This window comes from Mycobacterium sp. NGS50 (assembly GCF_059812545.1).
In genome coordinates, this window is sequence record NZ_JCALCW010000032.1 from 1 (window position 1) to 21,152 (window position 21,152).

A 21,152-nucleotide genomic window follows, 5' to 3' on the forward strand; every position below is an offset into this window, starting at 1 on the left:
GCGCACGCAAACCCGTACCGTCGTTACACACACACCCGCCACGGCAGATCCACCAACCGGCCGCCGGCTTAGTCGCGGGCCATCGCCTCGCGCAGACTCTTGGGCCGCATATCGGTCCAGTGTCCCTCCACGTACGCCAGACAGTTCGCGCGAGTGTCCTCACCGAACACCACCCGCCAGCCCTCCGGCACGGCGGCAAACGTCGGCCACAGGCTGTGCTGGTCCTCGTCGTTGACCAGGACGTAGAACGTGCCGTTGTCGTCGTCAAACGGATTGGTACTCATCGCTTCTCTCCAGCGGGGGCGTCGCAACAGCCAGATCGGCGCCCAGGACACGGTCCGACAACAACCCCAGACAGCTCAGGTTCGGGAATCCCGGCCCCTGGTTCAGGCCGGAAAGATTGGGCAGCACCAGCTTCGGGGTCACACCCGTGATCGCCAGGTCATGTCCGATGGACTCCTCCAGCCGCTCGCCACTGAGCGACCCACCCAGCGACAGCTCCAGACGGTCCACGACGTCCTGGCTCAACAGCGGGACAAACCACAGCGGATCCGCCCCCGATCCGTCGATCACCAAATCGAAGCCGTGCATCGTCTCGACCCGCTCACCGGCGCGGTCGGTATGCAGCGTGATCCAGACCTGGCTGTCATCGTCGACGACGTCGGCGACACGGCCCCGCAGGTGTCTGATCCGTTCGTCGGCCAGCAGCGACTCCTGCATGCGGGTGGAGAAGACGCCGCGGTCGGTGCGGGCGATGCAGTCGCGCCGCTCGGCGACCGTCAGGCTGCCCCAGTCGGTGGGATCGGAGAACAGTGAGTTCTCGAAGTAGCCTTCGCCCCGGGTGAACAGGGTCGCCTGCGGCGCAATCGCGGTGATCGACGAAATCCGGTGGTGGAAGAGCTCGTTGAGCATCGACGCTGCGGTCTCGCCACCACCGATGACCGCCACCTTCTCGGCGACGATCCGGTCATGACTCGCGGTGCGCTGCCAGAACTGGGCGATCGACAGAATCCGTGGGTCGCCGGAGACGACCGACCGTTCCGGCTGGCCTGGACCGGTGACCATCAGCGCGTCGGCGGCCAGCGTCGCCTCACCGGTGTGCAACTCCCAGCCCGATTCGTTGGCTGCGATGCGCACGACTTCGCCATGGACGACGTTCAAGCCCACCATCTCGGCAGCCCAACGCAGATAGCGTGCCCAGGTGTCGTGGGTGGGTGCCGGCCTACCCCGATCGATCCAGCCGACGAACTGGTCGGTCGCCACCAGATACGACTGCCAACTCCACCGCATCATCCGCTCATCGAGTTCGGCGGCGCGCCCGGGCGCCAGCGTCGAGCGGTACGGGTAGCCGAGGTCCTTTTCCGGGCTGGTCCCCAACAACTGCCGACCATCGGTCCAGCCGCCGCCGGCCCCCCAGTTCGCGGCGACTCCCGAACGTTCGATCGCGACGACCTCGACGGTGTCGATGCCCATCTGGCGCAGCGCCGCCGCTTTCGCGGCAACAGCCACCGCCTTGGCGCCGGCCCCGATGACCGCGAGCGTCCCGCTCATCGCGGACCTGAGTCGAGGCGGACGGCCCGCGGAGAACGAATGCCCACCAGCCCACCCTCCCTAATTAGCCCAGGCTGCCCTAACTTCGTGTACGCTACACGATGTTCGACGACCGGAACACACGCCCCCGAGGGAGCATGGACGGGTTTGATCCTTTTCCCCCGGACCGGGCGGCCGCCTACCGCGCGGCCGGCTACTGGACCGGCGACAGCGTCGATTCCCTATTGCGGCAGGCGGCGGAAACCTGGCCCGAGCGGATCGCGGTGGCCGATGCCGACAGTAGCCACACCTACGCCGCACTCGATGCCCTGGCTGACCGTGCGGCGGCCGGCCTACACCGACTGGGCATCACGCCGGGCGACCGGGTGTTGCTGCAGTTGCCCAACACCTGCCAGTTCGCCATCGCCCTATTCGGGCTGATGCGGGCCGGCGCGATCCCGGTGCTGTGCCTGCCCGGTCACCGCGCCACGGAGATGAGCCACTTCGCTGCCGTCAGCGGCGCCACCGCCGTGCTGATCCCCGACGCGGACGCCGGATTCGACTACCCCGCAATGGCGCAGTCCCTGGCTGCCGAGCATCCCGGGCTGCGCCATGTCATCGTCGACGGCGACCCCGGGCCGTTCACCTCCTGGCGGCAGCTGTGCGCCGACAACAACCCACCGTCCGCCCGGCAGCCGGCCGATCCCGAAGCACCGGCCCTGCTGCTGGTCTCCGGCGGCACCACCGGCCTCCCGAAACTCATCCCCCGCACCCACAATGATTACGTCTACAACGCGACGGCGAGCGCGGCGCTGTGCCGGCTGACCGCCCAGGACGTGTACCTGGTGGTGCTGCCCGCCGCGCACAACTTCCCGCTCGCCTGCCCGGGCCTGCTCGGAGCGATCTCGGTCGGGGCCACGACGGTGTTCACCACCGACCCCAGCCCGGAGTCGGCGTTCGCCACCATCGCCGCCCACGGCGTCACCGTCACCGCCCTGGTGCCCGCGCTGGCCAACCTGTGGGCCCAGGCCTGCGACTGGGAGCCGGTCACGCCGACGTCGTTGCGGCTGCTGCAGGTCGGCGGCTCCAAGCTGGCCGCCCCCGACGCCCGGCGGGTGCGCGATGCTCTGACACCGGGCCTGCAGCAGGTGTTCGGGATGGCCGAGGGCTTGCTCAACTTCACCCGGCTCGACGACGCTGACGAGGTGCTGGACAACACCCAGGGCCGCCCGCTGTGCGACGCCGACGAGGTGCGGGTGGTCGACGACACCGGCACCGAGGTGCCGGCCGGCGCCGAGGGCGAGTTGCTGGTGCGCGGCCCCTACACGATCAACGGCTACTTCCGGGCGGCGGCCGCCAATGAGCGGTCCTTCACCCCCGACGGGTTCTACCGCAGCGGCGACACGGTCCGTCGTACCGCGGACGGGTATCTGGAGGTGACCGGACGGGTCAAGGACGTCATCCAGCGCGCCGGTGAGACCGTCGCCGCCGCCGATCTGGAGGAACACCTGCTCACCCATCCCGCGATCCGGTCCGCGGCCGCGATACCGCTACCCGACGAGTACCTCGGCGAGAAGATCTGTGTGGCAGTGATCTTCGACGGCCGGCCGGTGTCGCTGAGCGAGCTGAACCGCTACCTCGATGAGCGCGGAGTGGCGACACACGTCCGGGCGGACACCCTGATGCCGATGACCACATTTCCCACCACCGCCGTCGGCAAGGTCGACAAGAAGGCGATCGTCGGGCTGGCATGCGGGTGAGCCGCACCCGGCGGCTGCACGCCAAGCTGGCCGCCCTGCCCGGGGTGACGTCGGTGCGTCGACCCGTCACCCCGGACAGCACCGAGAGCTTCGACCTGTACTACGTGCGCAACGGGCCGGTCTCCGCCCATCCGCTGGTGATCATCCCGGGCGGGCCCGGTGTCGCCTCGGTGGCGTTCAAGGGGATTCGCCGCCGCGCCGCCGACGCGGGACTCGACGTCATCATGGTCGAACACCGTGGGGTAGGCCTATCGCGGCGCGATGACGCCGGCGCCGATCTTCCGCCGCAAGCGCTCAGCGTCGATCAAGTAGTCGATGACATAGCCGCCGTGCTCGACGACGCCGGGGTGGACACCGCCGTCATCTACGGCCTGTCCTACGGCACCTACATCGCCGAGGGCCTCGGCGTCCGACATCCCGACCGAGTCCACGCGATGATTCTGGACTCGCCGCTGCTCTGCCAAGATGACCTCACCGAGGTACGTGCAGCCATCCGGGAATTACTGTGGGACGGAACTCATCCGGAGACCGGCGCACTGGCACCCAAGGTGCATGCTCTCGTCGATTCCGGCGTGATGACCCCGCTCGGCGGCCAGGTCGCGGCCACGCTGTACGGCATAGGCGGACCAACGCTGCTGGACCGTCACCTCGACCTGCTGTTGCGCGGCCGAACGCGGGTGTGGCGTCATCTGATCCGCATCGCCAAACTGATGACGCGGGTGGCCCCCTATCGCAACGAGCCGGATCTTGTTGCCCGCATCGCATTCCGGGAACTCAACTACGGCGGTCAGCCCGACGGGCAGCCGCTGGACCCCGCCGTCGCGATGCGTGACATCGGCTACCGCACACAAGACTTCGAGTCCGAACCCTATGACCTGACAGCCGAACTGCCGACGTTCAACTGGCCCGCCGTGGTGCTCTCCGGCGGCCGTGATCTGACCACGCCCCCGGCGGTGGCCGAACGCATCGCGGCGCTCATCCCGGATGCCACGTTGATTCAGTTCCCGACCATGGCGCACGGCGCGCTCAGCACGCGTGAACCCGCCGCGCTGGCGATCGCCGTCGCGGTCAGCCGCGGCGAGTTCGACGAGTTGGCCGACCGGGCAGCGGTGCTGGACGCGCTCCCGCCGCGCGTCGGCCAGCGCCTGATCCCGGTAGTTGCGGGAATCGCGGCAAGCATCGGCGGCGTCCTTCCCGGCTGACCCCGTCGCTTCCGGCGTGACGTTGGCTTCACGTTCGAATGCGAGCGCGAACCTCGCTTCACGTTCGCGCGGGATATTCCCACGGACCAACATTGCCATTGACGAATGTCACCATTGGTTGTTGACTTAGTCGATGATGTTCGGACGATCGCCGAAACGCAGCCACGACGCCTCGGCGGTGGTGACCGGCGCCGGCAGCGGAATCGGTGCGGCGTTCGCGCTCGAACTCGCCCGTCGTGGCGGCGCCGTGCTGTGCAGCGACATCGACGAACCCTCCGCGCAGTGCACCGCGGCCGCCATCACCGACCAGGGCGGGCGCGCCATCGCGACGCTCTGCGATGTGTCCAGCATCGACCAGGTCAATGAGCTCGCAAACCAGGCGCAGTCCTGGTTCGACGGCCCACCCACCCTGGTGATCAACAACGCCGGCGTCGGCGCCGGCGGCAGCCCGATCGGTGAGATGCCCCTGGACGACTGGCACTGGACGCTGGGCGTGAACCTGTGGGGTCCGATCCACGGTTGCCACGTATTCACCCCGATCCTGCGCGAATCCCGCACCGACCGTCCCCGCGGCATCATCAACGTCTCATCGGCGGCCTCGTTCGGCGCCGCGCCCGGCATGGGCGCCTACAACGTCGGCAAGGCCGGCGTGTTGTCTCTGTCGGAAACCCTCGCCGCCGAGTTGTCCGGTACGGGGATCGCGGTCACCGCACTGTGCCCGACATTCGTCAAGACCAACATTGTCGAGTCCGGACGGATCACCGAACAATCCACCGCAATGGCCGCCCGGCTGATGCGCTGGACCGGACTCTCGGCAGCCAAGGTGGCCCGGGACTGCCTGGATACCCACGACCGCGGCGGCCTGTACTGCATGCCCCAGCTGGAAGCCAAAATCGGTTGGAATGTCAAGCGTTTCGCTCCGGAATCGTTCACCCGTTCAATCGGCCTGCTGTACCGGGCCGGGGGCAGTCTGTAGAGGAGGGTCTGCTGATGACCATCGACATGGATGTGATGCTCGCCAAGATCAAGGACCGGCAGTGGGCGCTGGCCGACATCGACTGGAATGCCCCTGGCGCAGAGGTGATCCGACCCGAAATGCGGCCCAAGCTCAAGGCGTTCATGGCTGATCTGTGCTGGATCGAGAACATCGGCGCCCGCGGATTCGCCGCCCTGGCCCGCAAGGCACCCACCCCGACCATCGCCGAGATCTACCGGTACTTCCACGCCGAGGAGCAGCGCCACGCCAACGCTGAACTGGCGCTGATGAAGCGGTGGGGAATGCTCGACGACGGCGAGATGCCCGAACCCAACGTCAACATCCGGCTGGCCATGCAATGGCTGGACAGCTACTCCGACGATATGCCGCTGTCGCTGCTGGGCACAGCGATCCCCATGCTGGAAGTGGCACTGGACGGAGCATTGCTGAAGTTCCTCCTCGAAGAGGTCGACGACCCGGTGTGCCACCAGGTGTTCGAGAAGATCAACAACGACGAATCACGGCACCTCGCCGTGGATTTCGCGGTACTGGACATGATCGGGCATGCCGACGTCCGAAGACTGGCGATCGAGTTCGTCGGCAACGTCGCCTCCCCCGGGGTGATCATCGGCGCGCTGATGGCCGTCCCGCTGTTCAACCGGGTACGCAACGAGATCATCGGCATGGGTCTGGATCCGCAGCGACTTTACGCCGCGTTCATGCGATTCCAGCAGTTCGGTGACCGCGGCGAACGCACCCGCCGGGTGCCGGCCTACCAGGTGATCAAACGTTACTCGGGCTGGCTGGCCAACCCGGAGAGCCCGTACCACCTGGTTGCCAACCCCACGGTATGGCTGTCCGGCTTGTATCCCAAGCGGCTACTCAAACCGATTCCGTCCTGGTTCAACGAACTCACCCACGAGCCTGCGGCCTGAACATGGCACCCGCGCACACCTATCAGACGCTGATCGTCGGCGCCGGTTTTTCCGGCCTGGGCGCCGCGATCAAACTCACGCAGGCCGGCGTCGAGGACTTCGTGATCCTTGAGCGCGCCGACGCTGTCGGCGGTACCTGGCGCGACACCAGCTATCCCGGTGCGGCCTGCGACATTCCGTCGCTGCTGTATTCGTTCTCATTCGCCGGCAACCCGACCTGGTCGCGCGCCTATTCCCCGGCCCCCGAGATCCGCCGGCACATCGAAGACCTGGCAGACCGCTTCGATCTGCGCCGCCGCATCCGCTTCGGTCACGAGGTCAACGGGCTGTCATTCGACGCGGACGCCGGGGTGTGGACCGCACGGGTGGGCCGCAAACGCGTCCGCGCCCGCACCGTGGTCTTGGCGTCGGGACCACTGCCGGACTCCAGCTTCCCCGACATCCGCGGCTTGGACTCCTACACCGGGCACAAGATCCACAGCGCCCGCTGGGATCACGACTACGACTTCAGCGGGAAGCGGGTCGGTGTGATCGGCACCGGCGCCAGCGCCATTCAGATCATCCCGGAACTGGTCAACCGTGCCGAGTTCGTCAAGGTTTTCCAGCGCACCCCGGGCTGGGTGATGCCTCGCCTCGATGTCGCGATGGTTCCCGCCGTGCAGACGCTGTTCAGTAAAGTCCCTGGCGCCCAACAGCTCGCGCGGCAGGCACTGTTCTGGGGACATGAGGCCAGCGCCACCGCCCTGGTGTGGGATACGCCGCTGAGCGGACTGGTGGCGCAGCTCGGCAAGGCCCATCTGCGGCTGGCGGTCAAGGATCCGTGGCTGCGGCGCCAACTCACCCCGGATTTCACGCCGGGCTGTAAACGCATGCTGCTGTCCAGCGACTACTACCCGGCGCTGCAGCGCGACAACTGCAAGCTCATCGACTGGCCGATTGCCACCCTGAGCCCGGCGGGTATCCGCACCAGCGACGGTGTCGAGCACCATCTGGATGCCATCGTGTTCGCCACCGGCTACGACGTGCACCTGACCGGCCCGCCGTTCCCGGTCCGCGGGCTCGACGGTCGGGAACTGGCCGCTGAATGGGCCGGCGGCGCGCAGGCCTACAAGAGCATCCATGCCAGCGGCTACCCCAACCTGTTCTTCATGACCGGCCCCAACTCCGGGCCCGGCCACAATTCGCTGCTGGTGTACGTCGAGGGCCAACTCGACTACGTGGTGCGCGCGATTTCCACCATCCTCGACAAGAACCTGCGCTACCTCGACGTGCGCGACGACGTCCAGCGCCGCCACAACGCCCGCATCCAGCGCCGACTCGCCAATACGACGTGGATGTCCGGCTGCCGCAGCTGGTATCTGACCAAGGACGGATTCAACGCGTCGATGTACCCGGGAACCGCCACCCAGTATCTTCGGCAGATGCGTGACTTCCGATTCGCCGACTACGACGCGGCGGCGCGCCCGGCCTGATGACCCCGGACCGACGCCCCGATTCCATCGCCGGTGTGCTGGCCAACCTGCGACGGGTGCCGCGCCGGATGCAACGCCAGTCCCGCGACGTCATCGAGAACGCGGTGACGCAGCTGTTCGACGCTGCGGTGCGCCACCCGCATTCCGGCGGCACCTCCGGCGAGTACCGGATCGACGACCTGGCCCGGCTGGCCGGCACCACCACCCGCAACATCCGGGTCTACCGGGACCGCGGCCTGCTGCCGCCACCGCTGCGGGTGGGACGGATCGCGCTGTTCAACGACACCCATCTGACCCGGCTGCGGTTGATCACCTCGATGCTGGATCGCGGCTACAACATCGCGCACGTCCGGGAGATGCTCAGCGCCTGGGAGGAGGGCAAGAACCTCGGCGACGTACTCGGGTTGGAGACTGCGATCGCGGGGACCTGGACCACCGAACGGCCGCAGACCATGGCGCGCACGCATGTCGAAGAGCTCATCGACGACCCGCCCGCGTTCGATCGGTTGGTGAGGCTGGGACTGATCCGGGTCGACGGGGCGAACGCCACCATCACCCGGCCCAAACTGATCGAGGCATTCAACGAGATCCGCGGATACGGCCTGAGTATCGACAAGCTGGTCGACTTGTACGAGACGAGCCTTCCGCACATCGACGCGATCAGCGACATGCTGGTGCGGGCCGGCGCCGAACACGTCATCGAACGGATCCGTCCCGGCGAGCCGCTGCCCGCGGACACCGAGATCGCCGAATTGCTCACCATGCTGGTGCGGTTCCGCACCCAGGCCGTCGCCTCGGTGACCGCGACGTTGGCGTCGTCGATCGAGTCCACCATCGAGTCCATGGTCGGCCAGCTGCTGACCGACTACCTCACCAAGGCCGAGCAGACGTAAATGTGCCCAATTTCGGGCTGAAAAGGGCACATTTGCGTCTGTTCGCGCTTAGGGGCGCGCCACCAGATACGGCGCCAGCGTGCCCAGCTTTTCGCAGGTCTCCTCGAACTCGCGCTCCGGCGTGGAGACGTCGATGATGCCGGCGCCTGCCCGCAGCCAGGTCCGACCCTCGCACGCGTAGGCCGTGCGCAGCGCCAGCGCGGCATCCAGGCCGCCATCGGCCGAGAACATCACGACGGCACCGGAATACAGTCCGCGGGGGCCTTCGTCGAGACGCAGGATGGCGTCGATGCCGGCCGCCTTCGGGATGCCCGACGCGGTGATCGCCGGAAAGAGTGCCTCCAGGGCATCCATCCGGTCGCGCGCCGGATCCAGGCGCCCACTGACCGTTGAGCCCAGGTGCTGCACGCTGCCACGTTCGCGCACCGTCATGAAATCGGTGACCGCGGCACTGCCGGGTACAGCGACCGAGGCGATCTCCCCCATCGAGGCACGCACCGAGATGGCGTGTTCGACAATCTCTTTCGGATCCGACTCCAGGTCCTCGCGAGCCTCTCGGTCCAGCGCCGCCCCGCGGCCCAACGCCCTGGTCCCCGCCAGGGGTTCGGTGATCACCACACCGTCGGGTCGGACCGCGGCCACCAGCTCCGGGCTATACCCCAGGGCCTGAATTCCGCCCAGGTGCAGCAGATAGGAGCGCACCGGGGTGGAGTGGCGGCGTCCCAGCCGATACGTCGACGGAAAGTCCAGCGCGAACGGCACATCGACACACCGCGACAGGATCACCTTGTGGTAGCGGCCCGAACCGATCTCGTCGACCGCCGTCGCCACCCTACTGCGGTACCCGCCGGCGTCGTCCAGCACCGAGATCGGTGACGGGGCGGCCAATCCCGGCACCCCGTCAGCCAGTAACCCGTCCAATACCGCGCGCTGGTGGTCGTCGGCGCCGACGGCGCGAATCTCCTGGCCGGTGACGACGATCCGGGTGCGCGGCCAGAACATCCGGGCCAGTGGGGTCCCGGGCGCCAGGCGGTCCTGCAACCCGAAGTGGTGGGCGCAGAACTCGAAGGCGATCCAGCCGAACACCTGGTCGGTCTCCAGCAGCAGCCGGTCGACGGCCTCGCCGAGCACCGCTGCCGGGCGCCCCGACCACGACTGGCGCTGCACCACGCCATCGCGCGCGATGCGCAGTTCGTCGCTGTCCAGCTCGATACTCGCCTGCACGCCGATGGCCAGGGTCCACACCCCGTCGCGCTCGTAGAGGAGGTATTCCTCGCCGTCCCGTTCGTGCAGCGCCGCGGCCAATGCGGCGGCCAGGTCGGCCGGGCTCACCCCGGCCATCAGCGCGATAGACGCGCCCGCCTCGACCCCCACCTCCGTCACAGCTAGTAAATGTAGCCTAACCTACTAAGCGATGGTGACGGCCCCTCCGCACTCGGCCCTCAAAGGACCCGCAGCAGCGCCGCGCGGCCCTTCACGTGCAGCCGCTCGAACTTCGAATCGCGCAACTGCTGCATCCGCGCGGCCATCGCGTCACCCAGTTCCTCCAGCTCGGCCTCGGTGAGATTCACCGGCGCGGGCGGCGGCACCAAGTCCCGTTCCTCTTCGTCGGCGTGCGCCTCCAGGACCGTCAGGAAGCTGTTCCACTCGGCTTCGTAGTCGGGCGAGGTGACCGGGGTCCGCAACGCCGCCGCCAGCGCGTCATAGATCTGGCGATGCTCGGCGTGCGCGATGGCGATCAGGGTGCTGGCGGCGGCCAGCGCCGGGTAATAGAGGTCATCCTCGATTCGCATGTGGATGTCGAACTCGAGCAGCAGTTCGTCGAGAATCTCCTGGCGTTCGGCCGAGCCGACCGGCGCTGCCTTCAATCGGGTGCCCAGCCCGCGAAGGGTGTCGTGGTGGGCGCACAAAACGTCGTAGGCGTTGCTCACTGCGCTGCTTCCTTCCCCGCCGCGTCGTCGGCGGCCTCCAGGTACTTGTGTCTGCCTGAGCCGGTGGGTTGCGGTGCGCCGTCACGTAATTCGATCATCCCGTTGCGCAATCGGGCCTCGTAGCACGGCAGCGGCGCCGCCGAAGGCCCGCGCACCACCTGACCGGTCGTGGTGTCGAACTGCGACCCGTGCCACGGGCACACCAGCCGGCCACGATCGAGCCAGCCGTCCTCCATCGGCGCGGCCAGGTGCGGGCAGTAGGCGCCCAGAGCAGACACGGAGTCGCCGTCGCGGCACAGCACGATGCCCACACCGTCGACGTCGACCCGGGTCGGCTTCTTGCCGCTTTGTAGCGCGGCGGCCGACAGCACCGGCGTCCAGTCGTCGATCCGCAGCCGGTGACCGGACTGGTCGATGCCGACCCCGGAGCCGAACACCAGCGCGCCACCCAGGAAGCCGCTGCCGGTGGTGATGCCGTAGCCGACGGCACTGATCACCATCCCGCGCCGATGCCGGCCGCGCCGGCGGTCCCGCCACGAGTGGATATAAAGCCCGGTTGCGACGAGGTTCAGCAACCCGTGCACCGCCCCGATCCGCCGGTCTTGTTCATGGGTGTGCTGCCAGTCGGTCACGCCGGTGACCGCCGAGGCCAGGTTGGCCAGGATGCCCAGCCCGAGCGCGCGTTGCGCGAACCGGGAAGCGTCGAGCAGCTCACTTTTGGGCCGACCCGGCAGCACGCTCAGCGCATCCAGTGCCACCGTGGTACCCAGGGCACCGCTGGTCAACGACGCCAACGGCGGGTGTACCGGATGCCCCAGCCAGACCCCGTTGAGCAGGTTGGTCACCCGATTACGCGCACCGCCGAAGGCATTGAACACGAAGCTCAGCGCGTTTTCGAAGCGATAGCTCGGCCGATCCAGCCACTCCTGACGCCCGAGGACGGTCAGCACCCGGGTGCCGGCCCGATGGAACCCATCCTCAACATTTTCCCGCTCGATAACCATCACACCGTCCCTTTGTCGACCTGCGGCGCGCCGACGTCACCGTCGGCAGGTCCTTCAACCTCGGCCCGACCGCACCGCGAAGCCGGGTTCTGATATTTCCGCAATTGCGGATTACAGTAGCGGATTCTCCCGAGTTTGCCGAAGGACGGGTCCAGCCGTCTCTCGGATACCGGCCGGACAGCTGTGAGATCGCTGGCCAGTAGCCGGTTTCTTGCTGTTTTATCGGATTCAACCAGGAGGTTCCCGGATTGTAGCGGGGCGCTGGCGATCGCATAGCGACGTCGCTTACAGCGCATTCACAGTCTGGATTGCTGTTCACGGTTTGCGGATATCACTATCGATTATTTCCGCATCCGCGCTATGCGAGGGACGGTCTACGCTCACCCCGGCGGCACGGATCTAACGTGGCAAATCCCGCCGTGGATCCTTCGCGCGAACCGTAAAGTGAGCGTGGCGCGTGTCGGCGAATCGGGAGGTCGCGGGGTGGACGAGGCGTTCGGCCGCTACCGGCTGCACGAGTTGCTCGGCGCCGGTGGAATGGGCCAGGTCTTTCACGCCTACGACACCGAACTGGACCGCGACGTGGCGATCAAGGTCCTCCCACCGCAGGCCGGCTCCGACCCGACGTTTGAGCAGCGGTTCCGTCGCGAAGCCCGCGCCGCCGCCGGGCTCGGTGAACCTCACGTGATCCCCATCTATGACTCCGGGGAGATCGACGGCCGACTGTTCATCTCCATGCAGCTGATCAGCGGCACCGACCTGCATACCCTGCTGGGTGACCGCGGCCTGCTGCCGGCCGAGCGCGCGGTGAGCATCATCGAACAGGCCGCGGCCGCACTCGATGCCGCCCACGGCGCCGAGCTGGTGCACCGCGACGTCAAACCCGCCAACCTGCTGGTCACCGCGAAGGACTTCGTCTACCTCATCGACTTCGGCATCGCCCGCGCGCCGGGCGAAACCAAGTTGACCAGCACCGGCGCGACGATCGGGACGGTGTCCTATATGGCCCCGGAACGCTTCACCACCGGACTTTGCGATCACCGCGCCGACATCTACGCACTGACCTGTGTGCTCCACGAATGCCTCACCGGCACAAGGCCCTACCCGGCAAACAGCCTCGAACAACAGATGTTCGCCCATGTCAACGGCCCGCCGCCCAAGCCCAGCGAAATCCAAACCGACCTCCCCGCCGCGCTGGACGACGTTATCGCGTGCGGCATGGCTGCAGACCCCGACGATCGCTACCAGAGTGCCGGCGACCTCGCCAAGGCTGCCCGCGCCGCACTCGGCGCCGCCGGAGCGTCCACCCACCCATCCGTCACCCACCTGAAGGCAGCACCTGATGCGGCCACGATTCCCGCGCGGAACCTACCGGGCGCGGCGCAGACCCGAGGTAACCTACGCCGACGCTGGATTGCGGCGTGCGCGGTTGCGTTCGTCGTGGTGCTCGTCGCGGCCGCGGGGATCCTCTACCGCATGAGCTCCGGGCACGACGACTCACCGGAAAACTCGGCCGCCGATGGCGGCGCTGACGCGCCGACGCCCGGGGTCATCACGATCCAGGTCGGGCGAGCGCCGACCAACATGGCCGTCGACCCCGAAACCCATACCGCCTACACCGCCAACTGGGACGACAACACCATCTCGGTCATCGACACCACCAGCAACGCGGTTACCAAGACCGTCAATGTCGGGGAGACGCCCAGCGCGGTGGCCGTCGACTCCGGCACCCACGCCGCCTACACCACCAGTTGGGGCGACGACACCGTGTCGATCATCGACACCACCAAGGCCTCGATCACCGCGACCATCCCGGTCGCCAAGAAACCACAGGGTTTAGCCGTCGACCCCACCACCCACACCATCTACACCACCGACTGGGGCTCCGACACCGTGTCCGTCGTCGACACCGTCAACAACACCGTCACCACCGCCATCCCGGTCGGCTCCTATCCGCACGCGGTGGCCATCGACCCGAACAGCCACACCGTCTACACCACCAACGCCGGCGCCAAAACGGTATCGGTGATCGATGCCACCACCAACGTCGTCACCGCGACCGTGCCCATCGGCAGGAGCTCACACGGGGTAGCCGTCGACCCCGTCGCTCGCATCGTCTATGCCACCAACAGCGCCGAGAACACCGTGTCGGTCATCAACGCCACCACCAACACCGTCACCACCACGGTCAACGTCGGCAGAAAACCACAGGGGGTAGCTGTCGACCCCGCTATCCACACCGCGTACATCGCCAACGCTGACGACGACACCGTGTCACTGATCGACACCACCAACAACACCGTCACCGGTGTCCTCAAAGTCGGCAAGCGGCCGTACGGCGTGGCGGTCGACCCCACCACCCACACCGTGTATGTCAGCAATAGCGCCGCCAGCACCGTGTCGGTGATCCCGCCCTATCGGTGAGGGCTCTGGCTTGTCGGCCGCGGCGTCGAAAATTCCCGTCATCTGGGGACGGCTGCTGACCGTAAGGTGAGCGTGGCGTGTGTCGGCGAATCGGGAGGTTATGGGTTGGACGAGGTGTTCGGCCGCTACCGCCTGCACGGATTGCTGGGCGCCGGCGGCATGGGCCAGGTCTATCGCGCCTTCGACACCGAACTGCACCGCGAGGTCGCCATCAAGGTGCTGCCCCCACAAGCTGCCTCCGACCCCTCCTTTGAGCAACGGTTCCGCCGGGAAGCCCGCGCCGCCGCCGGACTCGGCGAACCCCACGTCGTACCCATCTACGACTCCGGGGAAATCGACGGGCGGCTGTTCATCGCCATGCAACTCGTCGACGGCACCGACATCGCGACGCTGCTCAGACAGCACGGGCCCATGCCGCCCGAACACGCCGTCGCGCTCATCGAACAGGCCGCCGCCGCCCTCGACACCGCACACGCCGCCGGGTTGGTACACCGCGACGTCAAACCCGCCAACCTGCTCGTCACGCCGCGAAACTTCCTCTACCTCATCGACTTCGGCATCGCCAACGCCCCCGGCGAAACCAAACTCACCAGCACCGGCGCCGCCATCGGCACCCTGTCCTACATGGCCCCCGAACGCTTCACCACCGGACAATGCGACAAACGCGCCGACATCTACGCCCTGACCTGCGTCCTACACGAATGCCTCACCGGCACAACGCCTTACCCCGCCCGCAGCCTCGAACAACAGATGTACGCCCACGTCCACGGACCGTCGCCACGGCCGAGCCTGATTCGGCCCGGCGTGCCTGCGGCGTTCGACGACGTCGTTGCCCGAGGCATGGCTGCGAATCCCGAGCAGCGGTACCAGACCGCGGGACAACTCGCCGCCGCAGCGCATGCCTCCCTGCACACAGGCACCGCAGCCACGTCCAGTCCAGCAGCGGGGATACGCCGACCCGCTCCCCTTCCCCTATACCGGGCGCCAACCGTCCCGAACGCCTACGACGACGCCGCGGAATTCAACACGTCATCGTCCACCGCGCTCGCTACTACGCAACCGGCAGCCGACACCCGCCCACCCGGATTGGCGGAGCCAGGGCGGCGGCGCGGCGTCGCCGCGCTCGCCGCCACCATCTGCCTCGTTGTCGCGGCAACAGCTGCGGTCGTGTTCTGGGTCCACAGGCGAGGCGCCAACCCGGCTCCATCGACGGCCAACTCAGCCTCAACTGCTGCGGCCACGGCGCAAGGGGCGCGCGCTGTCGCCGACACAATTGACGTCGGCAAGTGGCCGAGCTCGGTGGCTGTCGCGCCCGGTATTCACTCTGCCTACGTGGCGAATTTCGAAGACGACACCGTGTCGGTCATCGACACCAAAACCAACAAAGTTAGGGCGACCATCGCAACTGGCAAGAATCCTTGGATGGTAGCGGTCGATGTCACCACCCACACTGCCTACACCGCAAACAGATTCGATAGCACCGTGTCCGTCATCGACATGGCCACTAATAAGGTCACCGCCACGGTCCCGACCGGCAAACACCCGTACAGCGTGGCGGTCGACCCCGCCGCTCACACCGCTTACGCCGCCAACTACGACGAAGGCACCCTGTCCGTAATAGACACCACGACCAACACCGTCACAGGCGCCATCGACGTCGGCACCTTCCCGCTGGGACTGGAGGTGGACCCCACGACGCACGCCGTCTATGCCACAAACAGTCGGGATAGCACCGTGTCGGTTGTCGACAGCGCTAGTCACATGGTCTTCGCCACAATCAAAACCGGCCGCCAACCGCTCGGCGTGGCCGTCGACCCAAGCACCCACAGTGCTTACGTCACCAGTACCGGAGGCAACAGCGTCTCGGTCATCGACACCACCACCAACAAGGTCACCGAGACCCTCAACATCTCTGGGCCGCAGGGCGTAGCAGTCAGCCCAACCACACACACCGTCTATGTCACCAGTGCAAGCCACCACACGGTGTCCGTCATCACTCCCGCCCGCTGACTACCCCAGCAGACTCCGCACCACCCCATCGGCCAACAGCCGCCCCCGATCGGTGAGGACTAACCGCTCACCCTCGGACGTCAGCAGGCCATCGACCACCGCGACGGTGGCCCGCTCCCGCTCGGCGGCGGAAAGCCGCGACACCGCCAATCCCTGCCGCAGGCGCAGGCCCAGCATCACCTCTTCGGTGTGGCGGTCCGCCTGCGACAGCTCCTCGAAATCGGCCACCGGCAACTCGCCGGAATCCAACGCCGAGGCATAAGTATTGGGGTGCTTGACATTCCACCACCGGAGGTTCCCGACGAAGCCGTGTGCCCCCGGCCCGGCACCCCACCACTGGCCGCCGTCCCAGTAACCCATGTTGTGCCGGCATTCCCCGCCGGGCCGACTCCAGTTGGACACCTCGTACCAGGTGAAGCCGGCCGCAGACAGCCGCGCGTCCACCAATTCATAACGGGCAGCGAGAACGTCGTCGTCGGGGGCGGGCAGCTCACCGCTGCGCACCCGCCGGGCCAGCGCGGTCCCGTCCTCCACGATCAGCGCGTACGCCGACACATGATCGACGCCGGCACCCACCGCGGCATCCACCGACTCCAGCAGATCGTCGTCGGTCTCCCCCGGCGTGCCGTAGATCAGATCGAGGCTGACGTGCTCGAAACCGGCGGCCAGCGCCTCGCGAGCAGCGGCCGTCGACCGTCCCGGCGAATGCACCCGTTCCAGCACGCGCAACACCCGCGGCGCCGAGGACTGCATCCCCAACGACACCCGGGTGAAGCCCGCCGCGCGAATCGCCTCGAAGAACTCCGGTGACGTCGACTCCGGGTTGGCCTCGGTGGTGACCTCGGCATCGGGCGCCAGCTCAAAGCACGAGCGCACCGCGTCGAGCATCGTCGTCATCCGGGGGTGCCCCAGCAGCGACGGCGTCCCGCCCCCGACGAACACCGTGTGAACCGTCGGCCCACCCAGCCGCGCGGAGGCCAGCTCCAGCTCCCGGCACAGCGCGGCCAGCCACGCATCGGGGTTGACCCCGCCCAACTCGGCGGGGGTATAGGTGTTGAAGTCGCAGTATCCGCAGCGGGTCAGGCAAAACGGCACGTGCAGGTACAGCCCGAACGGCCCGTGGGGCGTCAGCTGAAGATCGGGCAGGGCTGCGGTCATGACGACCGATCATCCCACGCTGCGGGGCAACCGGCAGGTCAGCGACCGAAGCCAATCGTGTCGTCGATCAGGGTGTTCAGGTACTGCGTCACCGACCCCACCGGGGTGGCCTGGGGATCACGGCTGTGCGCGCGGGACATGCATTTGCCCCAGGCTTTGGGTCCCTGAGTGGCCAAGATCCGCTGGGCGACCGCTACCTGCTGCTGCGGACTGGCCTGCGAAGGCAAGTTTGTCTGGCCACCGTTGGCATCCCAGGTGGAGTCCTTGATCTGCAGGCCACCGTAGAAACCGTTGCCGGTGTTGGCGGCCCAGTTGCCGCTGGATTCGCACTGCGCGACCGCTTGCCAGTCCACCGAGTCCGCGGTCGCCGCGCTGATACAAAACGCCGCCCCAGCCATCCCGACCGCGCCCGCAGCCAGCCTGATCATCCGCCTCATAGCAGCTCCACCTTGCTGGCCAGCCACTGGCCGTCGCTCTTTTGCATTGTCATCCGCAGCCTGCTGTGGTCCACCACCGCATCGGGGTTCGCGGCGTTGCGCACCGATTGGTCGACCAGGACCATCACCACCACTTCATCGGTGGTTGCCGACTTCACCGCCGAGTCCACGATCGTGCCGCGCGAGGTGGCGAGGTGCCCCTGGATCAGCCCCCGCAGGTGTTCGCGGGAGTTGGCATGTTGCGCACGGAACTCACCGGTCGAGCCGGCGGTGAGTTTGTCGAAGGTGTCGTCGATGATCCCCGAGTTGATGTTGGTCATCGTCAGCGCGTAGTCCTCTGCGGCGGAAAGCGCTTGCGCACGTGCGACATCGGTCTGGTGGTTGTGCACCAGCTGCCATCCGCCGTATCCGATGCCCAGCACGACGGCGACCGCCAGGCCGACGTCGAGCCAACGTCTCGGCCGTCGTCGCCCCGGCTTGTCGGTCAGTGTGGCGGTGTCGCCGTCTTCTGGAGATTCCATATCTCGCCCATCTCTTGAAGGTCGAGGACATGGTCACCCGAGGCCGGCATTTCACCTGGGGCCGACACACCGATATTTATCGTTTCGACACCATCTCCGGTAATGCCACGTTCATTCTGCGTTCACGGCGCAAAAGGTCGAGTGAACGCCGCCGTGGACGCAGAATCAACGCGAACAGGCCCCGACTTTCGCTCACAGTGATCGCAACTTTCGCCTGGTTAGGCGGCTGGGCGCGGTGTGTGGCAGAATGACGGACGTGACCGTCGCGCACCGCACCGAGTTCGATGTTGCCTTGGTGGTGCGGCGGCATATCGATTTCAAGCGTGTTTGCAGCTGTCGCTGTCTGCCTTGATGTCGTAGACCTGCCCACCTGATTTCAGCTGGCCGCCGGATCTGCGCCGCCGGACAGCCCCGGTGATGTGCGCGATCGAGCCAGCTCCTCCGCAAGGGAGAAACCTGTTATGACGTCACCGACGACGCAGCCCCGCCCGGCCAAGACCAAGGCCGAAGGTCAGTGGGCGCTGGGCGACCGCACCCCGCTCAACGGCAATGAGCAGTTCAAACTCGACGACGCGCCGCTCAACGTGCGCGATCGCGTCATCGACGTGTATTCGAAGCAGGGCTTCGACAGCATCGAGAAGAACGACCTGCGGGGCCGTTTCCGCTGGTTGGGCCTCTACACCCAGCGTGAACAGGGCTACGACGGCACCTGGACCGGCGATGAGAACGCCGACCTGCTGGAAGCCAAGTACTTCATGATGCGGGTGCGCTGCGACGGCAAGGCGCTGTCGGCGCAGGCCATGCGCACCCTGGGCACCATCTCGACCGAATTCGCCCGGGACACCGCCGACATCTCCGACCGGCAGAACCTGCAGTACCACTGGATCGAGATCGAGAAGGTCCCGGAGATCTGGGACCGGCTGGCCGAGGTCGGGCTGCAGACCATCGAGGCGTGCGGCGACTGCCCGCGTGGGATGTTGGGCTCGCCGCTGGCCGGGGAGTCGCTCGACGAGGTCCTCGACGCCTCCCCCGCCCTCGACGAGATCGTGCGCCGCTACATCGGCAACCCCGAGTACGCCAACCTGCCGCGCAAGTTCAAGACCGCGATCTCCGGCCTGCAGGACGTCGCGCACGAGATCAACGACGTCTCGTTCATCGGTGTCAACCACCCCGAGCACGGACCCGGCCTGGACGTGTGGGTCGGCGGCGGCCTGTCCACCAACCCGATGCTGGCCCAGCGGCTGGGCGTGTGGGTGCCGTTGGACGAGGTGCCCGAGGTGTGGGAGGGCGTCACCGCGATCTTCCGCGACTACGGCTACCGCCGACTGCGGTCCAAGGCCCGGTTGAAGTTCCTGGTCAAGGACTGGGGACCGGAGAAGTTCCGCGAGGTTCTCGAAACCGAATACCTCAAGCGTCCGCTGATCGACGGCCCCGCCCCGGTGCAGCCGCCGCACACCATCGACCACGTCGGGGTGCAGAAGCTCAAGAACGGGACCAACGCCGTCGGCGTCGCCCCGATCGCCGGCCGGGTGTCGGGCACCATCCTGTCCGCCGTCGCGGACCTGATGGAGAAGGTGGGATCGGACCGCGCCCGGCTGACCCCCTACCAGAAGCTGATCATTCTCGACGTCCCCGACGACAAGCTCGACGAGCTGGTCGCCGACCTGGACGCGCTGGGTCTGCCGTCGGCGCCGTCGCACTGGCGGCGCAACGTGATGGCCTGCACCGGTCTGGAGTTCTGCAAGCTGTCGTTCGTCGAGACCCGCACCCGGTCGCAGTCGCTGGTCCCCGAACTCGAGCGTCGGCTCGACGACCTCAACGCGCAGTTGGACGTGCCGATCACCGTCAACATGAACGGCTGCCCCAACTCGTGCGCCCGCATCCAGGTCGCCGACATTGGATTCAAGGGCCAGATGATCGACGACGGTCACGGCAACTCGGTGCCCGGCTTCCAGGTGCACCTGGGCGGCAGCCTGGGCGCCGACAGCGGCTTCGGCCGCAAACTGCGCCAGCACAAGGTCGCCGACAACGAGCTCGGCGACTACATCGACCGGGTGGTGCGCAACTTCATCAAGCACCGCGAGGACGGTGAACGGTTCGCGCAGTGGGTAGTGCGCGCCGATGAGGACGACCTGCGATGAGCTACAGCGAGGCGCAGCTACGGGATCTCGCCGCGCGCGGCGCCGCCGAGCTGGACGGTGCCGACGCCACCGAGTTGCTGCGCTGGACCGACGAACACTTCGGCGGGGTGAACGGTCCCCGCGGGGCAGCGACCTGCAACTATGTCGTGGCCTCCAACATGGCCGACGCGGTGCTGGTGGACCTGGCCGCCAAGGTGCGCCCGGGTGTGCCGGTGCTGTTCCTGGATACCGGCTATCACTTCGCCGAGACGATCGGCACCCGCGACGCGGTCGAGGCGGTCTATGACGTGCGGATCCTCAACGTCACCCCCGAGCACACGGTGGCCCAGCAGGACGCGCTGCTGGGCAAGGATCTGTTCGCCCGCAACCCCGGTGAGTGCTGCCGGCTGCGCAAGGTCGAACCGCTGACCCGGGCTCTGAATGGCTACTCGGCGTGGGTGACCGGGCTGCGGCGGGTGGAGGCGCCCACCCGCGCCAACGCCCCGCTGATCAGCTACGACGAGCAGTTCGGTCTGGTGAAGATCAACCCGCTGGCGGCGTGGACCGATGACGACATGGCCGCCTACATCACCGAGCACGATGTGCTGGTCAACCCGCTCATCGACGAGGGCTACCCGTCGATCGGCTGCGCCCCGTGCACCGTCAAGCCCGCCGAGGGCGCCGACCCGCGCAGCGGACGCTGGCAGGGCACCGCCAAGGTGGAATGCGGGCTGCACGCGTCGTGAGACCGACCGCGTCGCGCCGATGCAGAGTGAAGC

The 21,152-nt window shown here is 67.2% G+C and carries 19 protein-coding genes; 11 read left to right on the forward strand and 8 right to left on the reverse strand.

Annotated elements, in window-relative coordinates; genetic code table 11:
• Nucleotides 1-68: 68 nt before the first annotated feature.
• Entirely contained in the window at nucleotides 69-284 is a 216-nt protein-coding gene (locus tag AC5Y36_RS20005; protein WP_500042696.1) for an MbtH family protein, read from the reverse strand.
• Nucleotides 265-1,551 carry an NADPH-dependent L-lysine N(6)-monooxygenase MbtG gene (mbtG, locus tag AC5Y36_RS20010; RefSeq protein ID WP_500042697.1) on the reverse strand — a complete coding sequence of 429 codons (1,287 nt, stop codon included), beginning with the start codon at nucleotides 1,549-1,551 and terminating at the stop codon, nucleotides 265-267. Before mbtG ends, AC5Y36_RS20005 begins: the two co-directional genes overlap by 20 nt.
• Before the next feature lie 101 nt (nucleotides 1,552-1,652).
• Between mbtG and AC5Y36_RS20015 the strand changes: the two genes are divergently transcribed.
• The 6 genes from AC5Y36_RS20015 (at nucleotide 1,653) to AC5Y36_RS20040 (ending at nucleotide 8,768) form a co-directional block, all read left to right on the forward strand.
• Complete coding sequence (locus tag AC5Y36_RS20015; RefSeq protein WP_500042698.1) at nucleotides 1,653-3,290, forward strand: (2,3-dihydroxybenzoyl)adenylate synthase; 1,638 nt, start codon at nucleotides 1,653-1,655, stop codon at nucleotides 3,288-3,290.
• Nucleotides 3,287-4,492, forward strand: coding sequence for an alpha/beta hydrolase (locus AC5Y36_RS20020; RefSeq protein ID WP_500042699.1), 1,206 nt, complete (start codon nucleotides 3,287-3,289; stop codon nucleotides 4,490-4,492). The genes AC5Y36_RS20015 and AC5Y36_RS20020 overlap by 4 nt, the downstream gene beginning before the upstream one ends.
• A gap of 136 nt (nucleotides 4,493-4,628) precedes the next feature.
• Nucleotides 4,629-5,468 (forward strand): SDR family NAD(P)-dependent oxidoreductase, encoded by an 840-nt coding sequence (locus AC5Y36_RS20025; RefSeq protein ID WP_500042752.1) that lies wholly within the window; start codon nucleotides 4,629-4,631, stop codon nucleotides 5,466-5,468.
• 14 nt (nucleotides 5,469-5,482) lie between these two features.
• Entirely contained in the window at nucleotides 5,483-6,403 is a 921-nt protein-coding gene (locus tag AC5Y36_RS20030; RefSeq protein ID WP_500042700.1) for a ferritin-like domain-containing protein, read from the forward strand.
• 2 nt (nucleotides 6,404-6,405) lie between these two features.
• Complete coding sequence (locus AC5Y36_RS20035) at nucleotides 6,406-7,875, forward strand: flavin-containing monooxygenase (RefSeq protein ID WP_500042701.1); 1,470 nt, start codon at nucleotides 6,406-6,408, stop codon at nucleotides 7,873-7,875.
• The gene (locus tag AC5Y36_RS20040; protein ID WP_500042702.1) at nucleotides 7,875-8,768 is read left to right on the forward strand and encodes a MerR family transcriptional regulator; all 894 of its coding nucleotides are present in this window, start codon (nucleotides 7,875-7,877) and stop codon (nucleotides 8,766-8,768) included. The genes AC5Y36_RS20035 and AC5Y36_RS20040 overlap by 1 nt, the downstream gene beginning before the upstream one ends.
• 48 nt (nucleotides 8,769-8,816) lie before the next feature.
• Here AC5Y36_RS20040 and AC5Y36_RS20045 read toward each other — a convergent pair whose 3' ends face one another.
• Genes AC5Y36_RS20045 through AC5Y36_RS20055 form a run of 3 tightly spaced genes read right to left on the reverse strand, consistent with a single transcriptional unit; the run spans nucleotide 8,817 to nucleotide 11,703 of the window.
• Nucleotides 8,817-10,151 (reverse strand): salicylate synthase, encoded by a 1,335-nt coding sequence (locus AC5Y36_RS20045; RefSeq protein ID WP_500042703.1) that lies wholly within the window; start codon nucleotides 10,149-10,151, stop codon nucleotides 8,817-8,819.
• A 59-nt stretch (nucleotides 10,152-10,210) separates the two neighbouring features.
• Nucleotides 10,211-10,699, reverse strand: a complete 489-nt coding sequence (locus AC5Y36_RS20050) for a hemerythrin domain-containing protein (RefSeq protein WP_500042704.1) — start codon at nucleotides 10,697-10,699, stop codon at nucleotides 10,211-10,213.
• Complete coding sequence (locus AC5Y36_RS20055) at nucleotides 10,696-11,703, reverse strand: Rieske (2Fe-2S) protein (RefSeq protein ID WP_500042705.1); 1,008 nt, start codon at nucleotides 11,701-11,703, stop codon at nucleotides 10,696-10,698. Before AC5Y36_RS20055 ends, AC5Y36_RS20050 begins: the two co-directional genes overlap by 4 nt.
• A 483-nt stretch (nucleotides 11,704-12,186) precedes the next feature.
• On the opposite strand from AC5Y36_RS20055, the gene AC5Y36_RS20060 reads away from it, so the two are divergent.
• The gene (locus AC5Y36_RS20060) at nucleotides 12,187-14,127 is read left to right on the forward strand and encodes a serine/threonine-protein kinase (RefSeq protein WP_500042706.1); all 1,941 of its coding nucleotides are present in this window, start codon (nucleotides 12,187-12,189) and stop codon (nucleotides 14,125-14,127) included.
• Between the two features lie 114 nt (nucleotides 14,128-14,241).
• Nucleotides 14,242-16,137, forward strand: coding sequence for a protein kinase domain-containing protein (locus tag AC5Y36_RS20065; protein WP_500042753.1), 1,896 nt, complete (start codon nucleotides 14,242-14,244; stop codon nucleotides 16,135-16,137).
• Here the strand turns inward: AC5Y36_RS20065 and hemW are convergent, their stop codons facing one another.
• The 3 genes from hemW to AC5Y36_RS20080 are packed head-to-tail and all read right to left on the reverse strand — an operon-like array spanning nucleotide 16,138 to nucleotide 18,253.
• Nucleotides 16,138-17,295, reverse strand: coding sequence for a radical SAM family heme chaperone HemW (hemW, locus tag AC5Y36_RS20070; RefSeq protein ID WP_500042707.1), 1,158 nt, complete (start codon nucleotides 17,293-17,295; stop codon nucleotides 16,138-16,140). It lies immediately after the preceding gene.
• A 38-nt stretch (nucleotides 17,296-17,333) separates the two neighbouring features.
• Entirely contained in the window at nucleotides 17,334-17,732 is a 399-nt protein-coding gene (locus tag AC5Y36_RS20075; protein ID WP_500042708.1) for a transglycosylase family protein, read from the reverse strand.
• Nucleotides 17,729-18,253, reverse strand: coding sequence for an Rv1363c family protein (locus AC5Y36_RS20080; RefSeq protein ID WP_500042709.1), 525 nt, complete (start codon nucleotides 18,251-18,253; stop codon nucleotides 17,729-17,731). Before AC5Y36_RS20080 ends, AC5Y36_RS20075 begins: the two co-directional genes overlap by 4 nt.
• Before the next feature lie 247 nt (nucleotides 18,254-18,500).
• Here AC5Y36_RS20080 and AC5Y36_RS20085 point away from each other — a divergent pair, with 247 nt between their 5' ends.
• The 3 genes from AC5Y36_RS20085 to AC5Y36_RS20095 all read left to right on the forward strand — a co-directional run bounded on the left by AC5Y36_RS20085 (nucleotide 18,501) and on the right by AC5Y36_RS20095 (nucleotide 21,119).
• On the forward strand, nucleotides 18,501-18,605 hold the full coding sequence (locus tag AC5Y36_RS20085) for an Ms4527A family Cys-rich leader peptide (protein WP_500042710.1): 105 nt from the start codon (nucleotides 18,501-18,503) through the stop codon (nucleotides 18,603-18,605).
• Nucleotides 18,606-18,714: 109 nt separating this feature from the next.
• Entirely contained in the window at nucleotides 18,715-20,394 is a 1,680-nt protein-coding gene (locus tag AC5Y36_RS20090; RefSeq protein WP_500042711.1) for a nitrite/sulfite reductase, read from the forward strand.
• Nucleotides 20,391-21,119 carry a phosphoadenylyl-sulfate reductase gene (locus AC5Y36_RS20095; RefSeq protein WP_500042712.1) on the forward strand — a complete coding sequence of 243 codons (729 nt, stop codon included), beginning with the start codon at nucleotides 20,391-20,393 and terminating at the stop codon, nucleotides 21,117-21,119. The genes AC5Y36_RS20090 and AC5Y36_RS20095 overlap by 4 nt, the downstream gene beginning before the upstream one ends.
• Nucleotides 21,120-21,152: the final 33 nt, after the last annotated feature.

Coding starts and splice junctions, on each gene's coding strand:
- AC5Y36_RS20080 (WP_500042709.1), bottom strand. CDS start 18,253: ATGGAATCTCCAGAAGACGGCGACACCGCCACACTGACCGACAAGCCG.
- AC5Y36_RS20005 (WP_500042696.1), bottom strand. CDS start 284: ATGAGTACCAATCCGTTTGACGACGACAACGGCACGTTCTACGTCCTG.
- hemW (WP_500042707.1), bottom strand. CDS start 17,295: ATGACCGCAGCCCTGCCCGATCTTCAGCTGACGCCCCACGGGCCGTTC.
- mbtG (WP_500042697.1), bottom strand. CDS start 1,551: ATGAGCGGGACGCTCGCGGTCATCGGGGCCGGCGCCAAGGCGGTGGCT.
- AC5Y36_RS20055 (WP_500042705.1), bottom strand. CDS start 11,703: ATGGTTATCGAGCGGGAAAATGTTGAGGATGGGTTCCATCGGGCCGGC.
- AC5Y36_RS20075 (WP_500042708.1), bottom strand. CDS start 17,732: ATGAGGCGGATGATCAGGCTGGCTGCGGGCGCGGTCGGGATGGCTGGG.
- AC5Y36_RS20085 (WP_500042710.1), top strand. CDS start 18,501: ATGACGGACGTGACCGTCGCGCACCGCACCGAGTTCGATGTTGCCTTG.
- AC5Y36_RS20015 (WP_500042698.1), top strand. CDS start 1,653: ATGTTCGACGACCGGAACACACGCCCCCGAGGGAGCATGGACGGGTTT.
- AC5Y36_RS20095 (WP_500042712.1), top strand. CDS start 20,391: ATGAGCTACAGCGAGGCGCAGCTACGGGATCTCGCCGCGCGCGGCGCC.
- AC5Y36_RS20090 (WP_500042711.1), top strand. CDS start 18,715: ATGACGTCACCGACGACGCAGCCCCGCCCGGCCAAGACCAAGGCCGAA.
- AC5Y36_RS20030 (WP_500042700.1), top strand. CDS start 5,483: ATGACCATCGACATGGATGTGATGCTCGCCAAGATCAAGGACCGGCAG.
- AC5Y36_RS20040 (WP_500042702.1), top strand. CDS start 7,875: ATGACCCCGGACCGACGCCCCGATTCCATCGCCGGTGTGCTGGCCAAC.
- AC5Y36_RS20035 (WP_500042701.1), top strand. CDS start 6,406: ATGGCACCCGCGCACACCTATCAGACGCTGATCGTCGGCGCCGGTTTT.
- AC5Y36_RS20025 (WP_500042752.1), top strand. CDS start 4,629: ATGTTCGGACGATCGCCGAAACGCAGCCACGACGCCTCGGCGGTGGTG.